Origin of the sequence: Kribbella yunnanensis, assembly GCF_039529655.1 — a bacterium.
In the GTDB taxonomy this organism is placed as follows: domain Bacteria; phylum Actinomycetota; class Actinomycetes; order Propionibacteriales; family Kribbellaceae; genus Kribbella; species Kribbella yunnanensis.
Window position 1 is genome coordinate 236,985 of the sequence record NZ_BAAANF010000017.1, and the last position, 13,735, is coordinate 250,719.

Here is a 13,735-nt window from a genome sequence, read left to right on the forward strand (position 1 = left end):
TGTCTCCTAGAAGGCGCTCTACGATTTAGAAAGCAAAGAAGTACATGATGGCGATGTTGCAACCCAGCAAGGGGATTGCGGTCGGGATCTGCGCCTTGATCGGACCGTACTGATCCTTCATCTCCAGTAGCGCCGCTGGAACCAAGTTGAAGTTCGCGGCCATCGGCGTACAGAGCGTGCCGCAGAAGCCGGCCAGCATGCCGATTGCGAACACGGTCGCCGGCGTACCGTCGAACTGCTGCACCAGCAGCGGCCAGCCGACCGCAGCGGTCATCACCGGGAACGCTGCGAACGCATTGCCCATGATGATCGTGAAGACCGCCATACCGATGCAGTACAAGGCGACTGCGGCGATCAGCGACCCCTTGGGGACCAGGTGGTCGGTGACGCGGCCGACTGCCTTGCCGACACCGGAGGCGTTGAACAGCAAACCCAGTGTGGCCAGCATCTGCGGCAGGATCGCCGCCCAGCCGATGTGCTCGAGCAAACGACGACCCTCATGCAGCGGTACGGCGGGGGAGCGTGGCCGGAGCAGCGCCATCCCCACCGCTAGTGCCAGCAGGGATGCGACGCCCAGACCGATGATCGTGGCCGAGCCGGTCTGCAGTAGCGGCTTACCGTCGCCCAGCTTCACCTTGGCCAGCCACGCCCCGAACAGCGCAGCCACCACGGGAATCACCAGTGCAGGCAGGAACAGCTTGTTGCCGAACTTGTCAGCGAACGTCGCTCGCTCCGCCTGTGTCGTCGTACGTTCCTGTCCCTTGCCGGGGAAGCCGGAACCGGCCAGCACGGCCAGACCGATCACGGCGATGCCCAGGATCCAGGCGGGTGCTGTCTTGTTCACCACGAAGGTGCCGTAGCCGAACGAGAGCCCGAGGATGCCCCAGAACGCCGCACTGCCGATCCGCTTGGGGTTGGTGCGGTCGTTGAGCACCTGCAGTGCGATCAGGACGAAGAAGATCCCGCAGAGCCAGTAGAACCACTCGACCTTGATCACTTGGCCGCCTCCTTGGCCTCGACCCGGGCCTCGCGTGCCAGGTTGTCGAGCTGTTTGTCGAGATACAGCAGGCGGGCGCCGTGGATGAGCAGGGCGCAGATACCGGTCGGGATCGCCCAGAGCGCGATGTCGATCGCCTCCAGCTGCAGCCCGTACGTCGCGTCGACGAACCCGGTGATCAGCAGGATCGAGCCGATCGCGACGAAGATGTCCTCGCCGAAGAACAGCCCGACCGTGTCCGCGCTGGCGGCGAAGCCCTTGATCTTCTCCTGCAGCTTCTCCGGCAGCTTGCCGTAACGCCGTTCGGCGGCACCGGCCGCCATCGGGTGGATCAGCGGTCGCACGGCCTGCGCGGGACCGCCGATACTGGTCAGGCCGAGCGCCGCCGTACCCTGCCGGATCAGCAGGTAGAGGGCGAGCAGCCGGCCGGTGGTGACAACCGCGAGTTTGCCGATCAGCTTGCGGGCCTGATGCTGCAGCCCGTAACGCTCGATCAGCCCGATCACGGGCAGCGTGACGATGAAGACGGTGACAGAGCGGCTACCGGCGAACCCGTCGCCGAAGGCGTTCAGGATCTTGACCGGCGACAGTCCGCCGATCAGACCGGCGACGATACCGGCCGCGGTGACGACCAGCATCGAGTTCAGCCGAAGCGCGAAACCGACGACCACCACCGCGATGGCGAGCAGAACCCACATGGTTCCTCCCAGGGACGGACCCGCTGAATGCGATTCCCGTCACCATAGGAGATTGTTGAACGATCCTGCAATAGATCATTCGAACAAGTTGCCGCGACCGAAGCCACCGTGCCCCGCGACCGAAGCCACCGTGCCCCGCGACCGAAGCCACCGTGCGAGTGTGAGGAGTTGGGTGGTGAGTGTGGGGAGATTGTCGCCTGCAATCGATTTCTGGCAGCGCTCTCCTCACAGTCGACGGAGGTGCTTCCCGCGCGGCGACTGAAGCCGGTGTGCGTGGGGAGGGTTAGGGGAGTGCCCAGTCGATGGGGGTTGCGCCTTGCTCGACCAGGAGGGCGTTGACGCGACTGAACGGGCGCGAGCCGAAGAAGCCGCGGTCCGCGGACATCGGGCTCGGGTGCGCGCTCTCGACGTACGGGACCTTGCCGAGCATCGGCTTGAGGGTCTGCGCGTCGCGGCCCCAGAGGATGGCGACGAGCGGCCCGCCGCGGTTCACGAGCGCATGAATCGCCTGCTCGGTCACCGACTCCCACCCCTTGCCCCGGTGCGAACCAGACTTGCCGGGCTGCACGGTGAGCACCCTGTTGAGCATCAACACACCCTGCTCGGCCCACGGCGTCAGGTCGCCGTTGGAGGGAGCCGGTACGCCGACGTCCCCCATCATCTCGCGGTAGATGTTCTGCAGGCTCCGCGGAATCGGCCGCACATCAGGCGCCACCGAGAAGCTCAGTCCCACCGGATGCCCCGGCGTCGGATACGGATCCTGGCCAACCACCAGCACCCTGACGCGCTCCAACGGACTCTTGAAAGCCCGCAGCACATTCTCCCCAGCCGGCAGATACGCCCGCCCGGCCGCGATCTCCCCCCGGAGGAACTCCCCCATCCGGCTGACCGTCTCCTCGACCGGCGCCAACGCTTCCGCCCAGTCGGGCGCCACCAAATCCGTCAAAGACTTCGGGCTCACCCGCCCCAGCATGTCAGCCCGCCAATCTCCCCGCCAATCGCCCCCGCAACCCGCGGCCCCTGTGATGTCGCTCTCTGTTCGCGTGTCGGACAAGCGCCAGTCCAGTCACACCCGGTACAAAGATCACGGCCTCGCAAGGTATGAGCTTGCGAGGCCTACGCATGCCCCACCCGCGCACACCAACGGATATCCGTCCGTGTTGTCGGGGTGGTGGGGGTGGTTCGGCGCGGGAGGCGGCGGGCGGCGGGTGACTGGGGCCACTGACAGGGTGGGGTGCGGGCCGGATGATGGCGCGCATGTGGCGTGAGTTGATGAAGTCGAAGGTGCATCGGGCGACGGTGACGCAGGCGGACCTGGATTATGTGGGGTCTTGCACGCTGGATGTGGGGTTGATGGAGGCGGCGGATCTGGTCGCCGGGGAGAAGGTGGACATCGTTGATGTCACCAATGGGGCTCGGCTGTCGACGTATCTGATCGCGGGGCCGCGGGGGTCCGGGGTGGTCGGGATCAACGGGGCGGCGGCGCACCTGATTCATCCGGGGGATGTGGTGATCCTGATCGCGTACGGGATGTTCGACTCCGCCGAGGCGAAGGGGTTCGTGCCGAGCGTAGTCTTCGTGGACGAGCAGAATGCGATCACGCGTATTGGCTCGGATCCCGCGGAAGCGCTGCCGGACAGCGGCCTGACCCGCGGTGACGAACTGCACACCCGGGGCTGACGCCAGGCCCCTGCGCCGAAACGAGGACTGGTCGACGATGACCGAGAACACCACAGCCGCAACCGGCGACGCCGCGCCGAAGACCGCGTCGCACGACTCCGTTCCGAGCGCGAAGCTGGCCGCGTTCATGAACTCGGGGTGGGCCGATTCCGAGCGACAGGACGTGACGCTGAGCGACGCCGGGGTCTGGGCGGCGAAGCGGCGGGATGCGTTGTCGCAGGCGTTCCCGGGCGAGCGGCTGGTGATCCCGGCCGGGACGTACAAGGTGCGGTCCAACGACACCGACTACGTGTTCCGGCCGCACACCGACTACGTCTGGCTGGCCGGTGACCAGACCTCGGACGCCGTCCTGGTGCTCGAGCCGAACGGGACGGGCGGCCACGACTCCGTGCTGTACTTCCGCCCGCGCTCGGACCGCAGCCAGGGTTCGGAGTTCTGGCGCGACCGCACGTACGGCGAGCTGTGGGCCGGCCGTCGGCCGTCGCTGGCCGAGACTGCCAAGGAGTTCGGCGTCGAGACCCGGCACATCGACCAACTCGCTGACGCGCTGAAGAACGACGTACCGACTCGGGTGCGGCGCGCTGAGGATCACTCGATCGCGCCCCTGCTGAGCGGTGCGCGGACCGATGACACCCGCGACCTCGAATTGGCCACGACGCTCTCCGAGCTCCGGCTGGTGAAGGATCCGTGGGAGATCGAGCAGTTGCGCGAGGCGGTCGCGATCACCCACCGCGGCTTCTCCGACGTGCTGTCCGAGATGGACCGAGTGCGCGAGTACGGCGAGCGCTGGATCGAAGGCACGTTCTGGCGCCGGGCCCGGGCGGAGGGCAACGACGTCGGGTACACCTCGATCGCCGCAGCCGGACCGCACGCGACCACGCTGCACTGGATCGAGAACGACGGCCCGGTCGTCGACGGCACGCTGATGCTGCTCGACATGGGTGTCGAGAACCGCCAGCTCTACACCGCCGACATCACCAGGACCCTGCCGGTGAACGGCGAGTTCACGCCGCGCCAGCGTGATCTCTACCAGCTCGTCCTGGACGCGCAGAACGCCGGCATCGCGGCCCTCAAGCCCGGTGCGCCCTTCCAGTCCGGTCACCGCGCCGCGATGGAGGTCATCGTGCACGGCCTGGACGCGATGGAGCTGCTACCGGTCTCGGTCGAGGAAGCCCTGGACCCGGCAAGCAACCTGCACCAGCGCTACACCCTGCACGGCACCAGCCACATGCTTGGTCTGGACGTGCACGACTGCGCCTCCGCCCGCGAGGAGAACTACCGCAAGGGCGACCTGCAGACCGGCTACGTCCTCACCGTCGAGCCCGGCCTGTACTTCCAGGCGGATGACCTCACTGTCCCCGAGGACCTGCGCGGGATCGGCATCCGGATCGAGGACGACATCCTGATCACCGACACTGGCGCCGAGAACCTCTCCGACGCCATGCCCCGCACCATCGAAGGCCTCCAGAACTGGATGTCTTCCTAGCCACGACTGTGCTCACCTGATGGGGGCCTCGGACACCTGACACAGCTGTCCGAGGCTCCTGTTGTTCTCCGGCCTACCAGATGCGGACGCGGTCTTCGGGGGCCAGCCAGAGGGTGTCGCCTTCGGTGGTGTTGTAGGTGTCGTGGAAGGCGTCGATGTTGCGCACGACGGCGTTGCAGCGGAACTCGGGTGGTGAGTGCGGGTCGATGGTGAGGCGGCGGGCTGCCTCCTCGGGGCGGGTCTTGGTGGCCCAGGCGTGGGCCCAGGCACCGAAGAACCGCTCCGCGCCGGACTTGCCGTCGATCACCGGCGGTTCGGCATCGCCCAGCGACAGTCGGTAGGCGTGGTAGGCGATGGACAGTCCGCCGAGGTCGCCGATGTTCTCGCCGAGGGTGAGCTTGCCGTTGACGAACTGTCCCGGCGTCTCCTCCGGTGAGAGAGCGTCGTACTGCGCGACGAGCTTGTCGGTGAGTGCTTCGAAGGCGGCCCGATCCTCGTCGGTCCACCAGTCGTTCAGGTTGCCGGCGCCGTCGTACCGCGAGCCCTGGTCGTCGAAGCCGTGGCCGATCTCGTGCCCGATCACGGCGCCGATCGCGCCGTAGTTGACCGCGTCGTCGGCGTCCAGGTCGAAGAACGGTGGCTGCAGGATCCCGGCCGGGAAGACGATCTCGTTCTGCCGGGGGTTGTAGTAGGCGTTCACCGTCTGCGGCGTCATCCGCCACTCGTCGCGGTCGACCGGTGTGCCGAGCTTGGCCAGCTCGCGCGCGGTCTCCACCGCGACCGACCGGCGCAGGTTGCCGAACAGGTCGCTCGGGTCGATCTCGAGCGCGCTGTAGTCCTTCCACTTGTCCGGGTAGCCGATCTTCGGCACGAAGGTGCCCAGCTTGTCGAGGGCGCGGCGGCGGGTGTCCGGACCCATCCAGTCCAGGCCTTCGATCCGCTGCCGGTACGACTCGACCAGGTTGGCGACGAGCTCGACCATCCGGGACTTGGCGACCGGCGGGAAGTGCTCGGTGACATACAGCTGGCCGAGCGCCTCACCCAGTGCCGACTCGACCGCGCCGAGCCCGCGCTTCCAGCGGTCGCGCAGCTCCGGGGCGCCGGTCAGCGTCTTGCCGTAGAAGGCGAAGTTCTCGTCGACGAAGGCCTTGCTCAGCACGGGTGCGGCCGAGTGCACGATCTGCCAGCCCAGCCACTCCTTCCACTGCTCGAGGTCGACCTCCTGCAGGGCGGCCGCGGCGGCGGTCAGGAACTCCGGCTCGCGCACGACGACCTGCTCGAACGCACTCTCCGGAACGCCGGCGCCGGCCAGCCAGCCGGACCAGTCGAGCCCGGAGGTGAGCTTCTCCAGCCCGGCCCGGTCGAGCTTGTTGTAGGTCTGGGTGACATCGCGATCCTTCACCCGGTCCCAGTGGTGCGCGGCCAGCCGCGTCTCCAGCGCCAGGATCCGCTCGGCGGCACCGGCCGGATCGGGCCGCCCGGCCAGCTCGAGCATCCGGGTGAGATGGGCGACGTACGCCGTCCGTGTCTCGGCGAAGCTGTCCTCGCGGTAATAGGACTCGTCGGGCAGACTCAGCCCGCCTTGCATCAGGTACACGATGTGCTCGTCGGACTTCTTCGCGTCCGCGTCGACCCAGACCCGGAAGGCGCCCGGGACACCCTCCAGCTCGAGCTTGCCCAGCACCTCGACGAGCTCGGCGACGTCGGTGACGCCGTCGGCCAGCGCGAGCTGCTCGGCGATCGGTTCCGCGCCCAGCCGCTCGATGGTCTCCTCGTCCATGAAGCTGGTAAAGAGATCGGCGATCTTGCGCGGTTCGCTGCCCTCGGGATGACCGGCCGCGACGGTCTTCTCCACGATCGCGCGGACATCCTGCTCAGCGGTGTCCCAGAGCGCGTGGAAGGCGCCGTAGATGGCCTTGTCGGCCGGGATCTCGTTCGCCGCGAGCCACGGGCCGTTGACCGAGCGGTACAGGTCGTCCTGCGGCCGCACCGGACTCGAGCTCTCACTATCTGCTGTCATCCCTGCCCCAAAGTTCTCGTGTCGAGTTGCTGACAGTGAACATACCCGGTTGGCAGATCCCGGTTCTGAACTTTCCACAGGCCGTTCCCGTTCTCCTGACCGAGACCACGGATCAGGAGGACCCGCCCATGTCACACCTCGTCCGCCGGCTGGCAGTACTCGCCGGCGTACCCGCTCTGCTGCTCGGTCTGGTCACCGCACCGGCCGCAACGGCGACTCCCCAACCCACCAGTTTCCCGGCCCGGATCGAGCTTCCGCCCGGCTTCCAGCCCGAGGGCATCGCGATCGCCCGCAGTACGGCGTACTTCGGCTCCCGCGCGAACGGTGACATCTACGCCGCCGACCTGCGCACAGGTACCGGCAAGGTGCTCAGCGCCGGACCCGGCACCGGCTCACTCGGTATGAAGGTCGACCACCAGGGCAGGCTGTTCGTGGCCGGTGCGGCCGGTGGCAACGGCCGGGTGATCGACACCCGGACCGGCAAGGTGCTGGCGAGCTACACGTTCACCACGACGACGCCGACGTTCGTGAACGACGTCATCGTCGGCAAGGACGCGGCCTGGTTCACCGAGTCGCAGCAGCCGGTGCTCTACAAGGTGCCGCTGGGTCGCGGCGGGAGTCTGCCTGCCAAGGCGCAGACGATCGCCCTGAGCGGCGACTACCAGCACACCGCCGGTCTGAACGCCAACGGCATCGCACTGACCCCGGACGGCTGCGGGCTGCTCATCGTCCAGTCGTCGACCGGCTTCCTGTTCCGCGTCGACCCGCGGACCGGTGTGACCCGCAAGGTCGATCTTGGCGGCGCAGTGCTGACGAACGGCGACGGTCTGCTGCTGAACGGCCGGACCCTGTACGTCGTCCAGAACCGGCTGAACAAGATCGCAGTGATCAGCCTGGACAAGACCGGTACGACGGGCAGCGTGCTGCGCGAGATCACCAGCCCGGACTTCGACGTACCCACGACGGCTGCCGCCTTCGGTAACCGCCTCTACCTGCCGAACGCGCGGTTCACCACACCGCCGACCGCGACCACGCCGTACTGGGTGACCGCGGTTCAGCGGTAGCAGGTCAGGAGATCGTCCGGAGGTTGCCGCGTGCGGCAGCCTTCAGACGGCTCCCGCAGGACAGTCGCACGGAGTAGCCGGCCGGGATCGACAGCGGCTCACCGGTCTGCGGGTTGCGGCCGGTGCGCGGCGCGCGCAGGACCCGCTCGATGCTCAGCAGACCGGTCAGGGAGACCTTGTCGCCCTTGTGCACGGCCTCGGTGACCACGTCACCGAGCGCGTCGAGGACCCGCTCGGCCTGGTTGCGCGGAATGCCCGCCTTCTCCGCCACTCCGGCGACCAACTCGTTGCGGTTCACGGCTCTCCTCACACGACTCGACTTGTTTCAGGTTCGACCGGAACCTTAACCGAAATGATTGTCGTTAGCGAGAAGCCATCCGGATATCGGTCACTCACAATCCGTCTTTGTCGTGCCAGTGCGCCTGCCAGCGGCTGTCGATGGCGTCGTCGGCGCGCTGGTAGCGGATGTCGGTGGAGAGCCGCATCACGTCGGAGACGTTGTCCAGGGCGGCGTGGATGGTGTGGGCGGTGTGGATGACCACGTCCCCGGCCGCGTAGTCGGTCACCAGCCAGTTGGCGTCGTACTGCTCGGCCAGAGTCGGCAGATCGGCGGTGATCGAGGCAGCCGGCCGTTTGAGGGTCCCTGCGGCCTCTTCGGCGCACACTCGGTGATGACTGCGCTGCAGGTAAGGCAGACCGCCCCACCGGCAGGTCATTCCGCTCCTGCGCCGGTACGGCGGCCAGTTCGCCGAGCCGTCGTTCGTCCAGTACGTACCCGTTGGATGTCAGCACACCGACAATTCCACCGCACGTTCAGGCGGTCTGGTTCGATTTCGGGGCCGATTTCCTCCTTCTGAAGGAGGCGGTAGCGACTTTCAGACCGGTAGATTCGTTCACTGGAGTGACGTCTGCGGCTCCCTGCACCGATACGGTCGTGGGTATGAGTCAACCGCAGCCCATGGACCCGCGTTTCGCGAGCCGGCCGAACGGCCGTCGGCCGAAGAAACGGAAGAACTGGTTCCTGAGGACCCTCGGCCTGCTGATCCTGGCGTTCGTGCTGATGATTGTCACCGTTCCGCTCTACGCGTGGAGCCGGATCGACAAGATCGATGCGATGCCGGATGGGACGCGTCCGGCGGCCACCTCCGGTACGACGTACCTGCTGGTCGGGTCGGACGGACGTGAGGGGCTGAGTCGTGCCGAGCGGGCCCGGCTGCACACCGGGAAGGACTCCGGCTCGCGTACTGACTCGATCATGCTGATGCACGTCCCGGCGTCCGGTCCGACCGTGCTGGTCAGCGTGCCGCGTGACAGCGTGCTCACGGTTCCGGGGCACGGCAAGAGCAAGGTGAACGCTGCCTTCGCGTACAACAAGGGCAATCCGTCGCTGCTGATCAAGACTCTGGAGAACAAGACCGGACTGCGCATCGACCACTACGTCGAGATTGGCTTCAGCGGTTTCGCGTCGATCATCGACAGCCTGGGTGGGATCAACATGTGCGTGCCGAAGGCCATGAAGGACGAGGATGCGCACATCAATCTGAAGGCCGGCTGCCAGGACCTCGACGGGGTGAACGCGCTCGGCTACGTGCGCTCGCGGAAGGCCGACGGCAAGAACGACTTCGGCCGGGTGGAGCGGCAGCGGCAGATGGTCGGTGCGGTCGGCAAGAAGGCGTCCTCGCCGTCGACGTTCCTCAACCCGGTCCGCTACTTCAGTGTCGCGACCAAGGGTGTGGACGCGCTCACAGTCGACAAGGACATGAGCCTGTTCGACTTCATCAAGTTCGCCCGTGGCATGCGTGCGGTCTCCGGGAGCGGTGGCATCACGCTGACCGTGCCGATCGGTGACGACAGCGTCCGGGTCGGCAGCGGGATCGGCGTCGGCTGGGACGAGGCGAAGGCCAAGGCGCTGTTCAGCGCGATCAAGTCCGGCAACACCAGTGGACTGAAGAGCAGCTGACCTGATGCGGCTCGACGACCTGCCCCAACTGCACTTCTCGTACGACGTGGTCGGTTCCACCCGGTTCGACGAGACTCCGGCCGGTTACCACCGGCTGGAGCACCGGGCCCGACTGGGCGACGGCGATGAGGTGTTCCGGCGGGCAGGTGAAGCCCTGCTGAGCTGGCGGATGCACCGGCTGGCCGGACTGCCGTTCACAGCCGAGAGTGCGGCAGCGATCGGGGTGAACGCCCTGGGACGACTAGGACCCGGCATGGTGATCGGCCGGCTGCGCACCGCCGTACCGATCGGCCTGGTGGGGCTACCGATCCCGTGCCGGGTGGTGTGGACCGTCGACGAGCCGGACCGGAACGGCTTCGCCTACGGGACGCTGCAGGGTCACCCGGAGTCCGGTGAGGAGTCTTTCGTCGTGACGCGGGAGTCCGACGGCATCTACTTCACTGTGACCGCCTACAGCCGTGCCGCGGCCTGGTACGCCCGCCTGGGCGGACCGGCCACGCGCACGCTACAGGGTCTCGCCGCTAAGAGGTATGCCAACGCTCTGCGGCGACTGGCGACTTCTCGCTAGCCTTCTTCAATGCGGACGGTGTCGGCACCGGCAGGGCGTGGCCGGGAATCGACACGTCGTGTTGCGGCAGCTCACCGGTCAGCAGGTACTTCGTCCCGATGTCGTTCGCCCAGGTGTTGACGTCGGCCCGATCGTTAGCGAAAACGCAGTGCTTGCCGGAGTCCCGTTCGGTCACCAGAACTGAGCTCCGCAACACCTTGTGCAGCTTCAGAGCGCCGGCGTACGGCGTTGCCGGGTCGCCGATGGTGTTGAACATCAGGATGCCGGGCAGTCCGCGGCCGGTGATCTTGATCGGCGCGTGGTTCGGCACCGGCCAGTTGCGGCAGGCACTGCCGGTGATCCACATGTTGTCCCAGGCGAACTGCGAGAACTTCGCGAGCCGGGCCGCGTCCCGTTCGTAGCGGGCCTTGCCGGCCGGCCACTTCGAGTCGACACAGGTCACTGCACTGAAGCTCGCGGTGAACTGCTCGGCGCGCGGGCTGGTGCTCGGTGTGGCGAACTCGACCAGTCCGGTGTCGTCCCCGTTGACCACATAGGCGCTGAGCACCTGGGAGAAGTCGATCCAGGCCACTTCGGAGGTCAGCACAGCGGCGGCGGTGCTGATGAGTTCGTGGCCGCCGACGGCACCATGCGGTTTGGTGCGGAAGTCGTCCAGCGTCTTGTCCCAGTTGGCGCGGACTGCGCGCACGGTGGTGCCCAGGTGGAACACCGCGTCGTACTTGGCCACCCAGGCGAGGTAAGTGCCGAGCCGCTTCTGGAACGCGACGCTCTGAGCCATTGCGGCCTGGTAGAAGACGTCAGGCGGGGTGGGGTCGATATTGCCGTCCAGGATCATCCGTCCGACCCGCTGCGGGAACAGCTCGGTGTAGACCGCGCCGAGGTAGGTCCCGTACGAGAAGCCGAGGTAGTTGAGCTTCTGCTCGCCCAGTGCGGCGCGAATGCGGTCCATGTCCCGAGCGACGTTGTCAGTGCCGAGATGCGGCAGCAGTGCGCCGACCTTGTCGCCGCAGCGGTCCGCGTACCCGTCCCACAGCTTCCACATCGTGTCGCGGTTGGCCGCAGCGTCCGGATCTGGTTGTGGGGTGGGGAAATAGGTCGGCTCAGCACAACTGATGGCAGCGCTGTGCCGGACTCCGCGAGGGTCGAAGCCGATCACGTCGTACGCGTCGAGTACGGCCGGTTGTAGCGGCGTGAAGCCGGTTTCGTCCGGGGCCGCGAGAATGCCGGCGGCGATCGTGCCGCTACCGCCTGGACCACCCGGGTTGACGAACAGCGCGCCCAACCGCTTGGACGGGTCCTTGGCGGCCTGCTTGGTGATCAGCAGCGGCACGGTCGCCCCTGACGGCTGCCGATAGTCGACAGGCACCTGCAGCGTGGCGCATGTCAGCAGCGGGAAGGGTTCCGCGAGGTCGTCCGGGCACGTCCCGAACACCAACGGACTCGGTGCCGGCGGTCCGGCCGCGGCGGGAACCGCCGGCGTGACGAGCGCCAAGGTGGCGACGGCGACAACGGGAAGGCGAAGACGCATCTGAGGTACTCCCTGGTGTGAACGCGTAGAGACTCCACACTGGTCGGCCATCGGAGACGCAAGCCGAAACTGTCCGGTTCATGCCAGCAGCGGCGCCTTTGTGATCGGTGCCTTGAGAGCAGCGGGCGTGGGCACCGGCCAGGCGTGACCCGGAACGGAGGTGTCAGCCGGCGGTAGCTCGCCGGTGAGCAGGTACTTGGTGCCGATGTCGTTCGCTGCGGTGTTCACCGTGGCTCGTGAGTTGCCGAAGACGCAGTGCTTGCCGGAGTCCCGCTCAGTCACCAGAACTGAGCTCCGCAACACCTTGTGCAGCTTCAGAGCCCCGGCGTACGGCGTGGCCGGGTCGCCGACGGTGTTGAACATCAGGATGCCGGGCAGCCCGCGGCCGGTGATCTTGATCGGCGCGTGGTTCGGCACCGGCCAGTCCAGACAGGCGCCGCCGCCGGGCCAGAGGTTGAGCCACGCGAACTGTGAGACCTTGGCGAGCCGCGCGGCGTCGCGCTCGTAGCGGGACCTGGTGGAAGGCCAGGCCGAGTCGACGCAGATGACCGCGTTGAAGATCGCGGTGATCTGTTCGGACTCCGCACTGGTGTCCGTGGCGGCGAAATCGACCAGTGCGCTGTCGTCGCCGCCGACCACGTAGCTGCTGAGCGCACTGGTGAAGCCGATCCAGTTCGACTCCGAGTACATCACTCCGCCGGCTGTGACGAGCAGCTCGTAGGCACCGACCACACCGTGCGGCGTACGACGGAAATCGGCGAGTGTCTTGTTCCAGTTGGAGCGAACCTGGTCGACCGTGTTCCCGAGGTGGTAAACGCTGTCGTACTTCGCCACCCAGCCGAGGTAACTGGTGAACCGCTTCTCGAACGCCGGTGCCTGCACCATCGCGGCCTGGTACCAGACGTCACGTGGGGTTGGGTCGAGGTTGCCGTCCAGGATCATCCGGCCGACCCGCTGCGGGAACAGTGCGGTGTAGACCGAGCCGAGATACGTCCCGTACGAGAAGCCGACATAGTTGAGCTTCCGCTCGCCGAGTGCGGCCCGGATGCGGTCCATGTCCCGGGCGACATTGTCGGTGCCGAGGTGCGGCAGCAGTGCGCCGGCCTTCGCGCCGCAGCCGTCCGCATAGTCACCCCACAGCTTCCACAGCGTGTCCCGGCTGGCCGGTGCGTCCGGATCCGGTTGCGGCGTGGGGAAGTGCGCCGGGTCGGCACAACTGATCGAGGAACTGTGTGAGTCCCCGCGCGTATCGAAGCCGATCACGTCGTACGCATCCAGTACGGCGGGCTGCAGCCGCGTGAAGCCGGTGGAGTCCGGGCGGGTGAGCGTGCCGGCGGTTGCGGCGCCTCCGCCGCCCGGACCACCCGGGTTGACGAAGAGTGCCCCCAGCCGCTTGGACGGGTCCTTGGCGGCGTGTTTGCTGACCAGCAGGTTCAGCGTCGGACCGGCCGGATCCCGGTAGTCGACGGGCACCTCCAGCGTGGCACAGGTCAGCAGTGGAAAGGGCTGAGCGAGATCCGCCGGGCAGGCGCCGAAAACCAGCGGCCTTCCGGACGGTGCGGCGGCCGCAGGAACGGCCGGAGCAATCAGGGTCAGAGTCGCCACAAGGACGACGGGAAGGCGGAAACGCATCGAAGTACCCCCAGTGAGCGTGTGACGACCAACTTAGGGAGGAGATGTAGACGCACGCCACCCCGTTGCCTGTTCGGGCAATTGCGACCCTTTTCGTCAGGA

The 13,735-nt window shown here is 67.1% G+C and carries 13 protein-coding genes; 5 read left to right on the forward strand and 8 right to left on the reverse strand.

All coding sequences use genetic code 11. From position 1 onward, the window contains the following. Positions 1 to 25: 25 nt before the first annotated feature. From ABD231_RS24570 to ABD231_RS24580, 3 genes are all read right to left on the reverse strand, one after another. Complete coding sequence (locus ABD231_RS24570) at positions 26 to 997, reverse strand: DUF979 domain-containing protein (RefSeq protein ID WP_344156436.1); 972 nt, start codon at positions 995 to 997, stop codon at positions 26 to 28. Beyond that, the gene (locus tag ABD231_RS24575) at positions 994 to 1,695 is read right to left on the reverse strand and encodes a DUF969 domain-containing protein (RefSeq protein ID WP_344156439.1); all 702 of its coding nucleotides are present in this window, start codon (positions 1,693 to 1,695) and stop codon (positions 994 to 996) included. Before ABD231_RS24575 ends, ABD231_RS24570 begins: the two co-directional genes overlap by 4 nt. Positions 1,696 to 1,978: 283 nt before the next feature. Beyond that, positions 1,979 to 2,668 (reverse strand): uracil-DNA glycosylase, encoded by a 690-nt coding sequence (locus ABD231_RS24580; RefSeq protein WP_344156442.1) that lies wholly within the window; start codon positions 2,666 to 2,668, stop codon positions 1,979 to 1,981. A gap of 284 nt (positions 2,669 to 2,952) precedes the next feature. Between ABD231_RS24580 and panD the strand changes: the two genes are divergently transcribed. After that, positions 2,953 to 3,375 carry an aspartate 1-decarboxylase gene (panD, locus tag ABD231_RS24585; RefSeq protein ID WP_344156445.1) on the forward strand — a complete coding sequence of 141 codons (423 nt, stop codon included), beginning with the start codon at positions 2,953 to 2,955 and terminating at the stop codon, positions 3,373 to 3,375. A 37-nt stretch (positions 3,376 to 3,412) separates the two neighbouring features. Then, positions 3,413 to 4,861, forward strand: a complete 1,449-nt coding sequence (locus ABD231_RS24590; protein ID WP_344156448.1) for an aminopeptidase P family protein — start codon at positions 3,413 to 3,415, stop codon at positions 4,859 to 4,861. Between the two features lie 73 nt (positions 4,862 to 4,934). Here the strand turns inward: ABD231_RS24590 and ABD231_RS24595 are convergent, their stop codons facing one another. Then, the gene (locus tag ABD231_RS24595) at positions 4,935 to 6,881 is read right to left on the reverse strand and encodes a M13 family metallopeptidase (protein WP_344156451.1); all 1,947 of its coding nucleotides are present in this window, start codon (positions 6,879 to 6,881) and stop codon (positions 4,935 to 4,937) included. A 128-nt stretch (positions 6,882 to 7,009) separates the two neighbouring features. On the opposite strand from ABD231_RS24595, the gene ABD231_RS24600 reads away from it, so the two are divergent. Continuing rightward, positions 7,010 to 7,945 (forward strand): SMP-30/gluconolactonase/LRE family protein, encoded by a 936-nt coding sequence (locus tag ABD231_RS24600; RefSeq protein ID WP_344156454.1) that lies wholly within the window; start codon positions 7,010 to 7,012, stop codon positions 7,943 to 7,945. A gap of 4 nt (positions 7,946 to 7,949) precedes the next feature. Here ABD231_RS24600 and ABD231_RS24605 read toward each other — a convergent pair whose 3' ends face one another. Next, a complete protein-coding gene (locus ABD231_RS24605) occupies positions 7,950 to 8,243 on the reverse strand; it encodes an HU family DNA-binding protein (protein ID WP_132408068.1) in 294 nt (97 codons plus the stop codon). A 94-nt stretch (positions 8,244 to 8,337) separates the two neighbouring features. Continuing rightward, positions 8,338 to 8,661 carry a phytanoyl-CoA dioxygenase family protein gene (locus ABD231_RS24610; RefSeq protein WP_344156462.1) on the reverse strand — a complete coding sequence of 108 codons (324 nt, stop codon included), beginning with the start codon at positions 8,659 to 8,661 and terminating at the stop codon, positions 8,338 to 8,340. A gap of 224 nt (positions 8,662 to 8,885) precedes the next feature. Between ABD231_RS24610 and ABD231_RS24615 the strand changes: the two genes are divergently transcribed. Together ABD231_RS24615 and ABD231_RS24620 are read left to right on the forward strand one after the other, a co-directional pair. Next, the gene (locus tag ABD231_RS24615) at positions 8,886 to 9,905 is read left to right on the forward strand and encodes an LCP family protein (protein ID WP_344156465.1); all 1,020 of its coding nucleotides are present in this window, start codon (positions 8,886 to 8,888) and stop codon (positions 9,903 to 9,905) included. A gap of 4 nt (positions 9,906 to 9,909) precedes the next feature. Then, a complete protein-coding gene (locus tag ABD231_RS24620; protein ID WP_344156468.1) occupies positions 9,910 to 10,473 on the forward strand; it encodes a DUF1990 domain-containing protein in 564 nt (187 codons plus the stop codon). Here ABD231_RS24620 and ABD231_RS24625 read toward each other — a convergent pair. Beyond that, positions 10,427 to 12,001: an alpha/beta hydrolase gene (locus ABD231_RS24625; protein WP_344156471.1), complete on the reverse strand. Its 1,575-nt coding sequence runs from the start codon at positions 11,999 to 12,001 to the stop codon at positions 10,427 to 10,429. The genes ABD231_RS24620 and ABD231_RS24625 overlap by 47 nt on opposite strands. A 78-nt stretch (positions 12,002 to 12,079) precedes the next feature. Continuing rightward, positions 12,080 to 13,633 carry an alpha/beta hydrolase gene (locus tag ABD231_RS24630; protein ID WP_344156474.1) on the reverse strand — a complete coding sequence of 518 codons (1,554 nt, stop codon included), beginning with the start codon at positions 13,631 to 13,633 and terminating at the stop codon, positions 12,080 to 12,082. Positions 13,634 to 13,735 lie beyond the last annotated feature (102 nt).

Bases quoted from the DNA above. Each gene is read 5' to 3' on its own strand.
- ABD231_RS24610 (WP_344156462.1), bottom strand. From the start codon at position 8,661: ATGACCTGCCGGTGGGGCGGTCTGCCTTACCTGCAGCGCAGTCATCAC.
- ABD231_RS24595 (WP_344156451.1), bottom strand. From the start codon at position 6,881: ATGACAGCAGATAGTGAGAGCTCGAGTCCGGTGCGGCCGCAGGACGAC.
- ABD231_RS24580 (WP_344156442.1), bottom strand. From the start codon at position 2,668: ATGCTGGGGCGGGTGAGCCCGAAGTCTTTGACGGATTTGGTGGCGCCC.
- ABD231_RS24620 (WP_344156468.1), top strand. From the start codon at position 9,910: ATGCGGCTCGACGACCTGCCCCAACTGCACTTCTCGTACGACGTGGTC.
- ABD231_RS24590 (WP_344156448.1), top strand. From the start codon at position 3,413: ATGACCGAGAACACCACAGCCGCAACCGGCGACGCCGCGCCGAAGACC.
- ABD231_RS24600 (WP_344156454.1), top strand. From the start codon at position 7,010: ATGTCACACCTCGTCCGCCGGCTGGCAGTACTCGCCGGCGTACCCGCT.
- ABD231_RS24630 (WP_344156474.1), bottom strand. From the start codon at position 13,633: ATGCGTTTCCGCCTTCCCGTCGTCCTTGTGGCGACTCTGACCCTGATT.
- ABD231_RS24615 (WP_344156465.1), top strand. From the start codon at position 8,886: ATGAGTCAACCGCAGCCCATGGACCCGCGTTTCGCGAGCCGGCCGAAC.
- ABD231_RS24625 (WP_344156471.1), bottom strand. From the start codon at position 12,001: ATGCGTCTTCGCCTTCCCGTTGTCGCCGTCGCCACCTTGGCGCTCGTC.
- ABD231_RS24575 (WP_344156439.1), bottom strand. From the start codon at position 1,695: ATGTGGGTTCTGCTCGCCATCGCGGTGGTGGTCGTCGGTTTCGCGCTT.
- panD (WP_344156445.1), top strand. From the start codon at position 2,953: ATGTGGCGTGAGTTGATGAAGTCGAAGGTGCATCGGGCGACGGTGACG.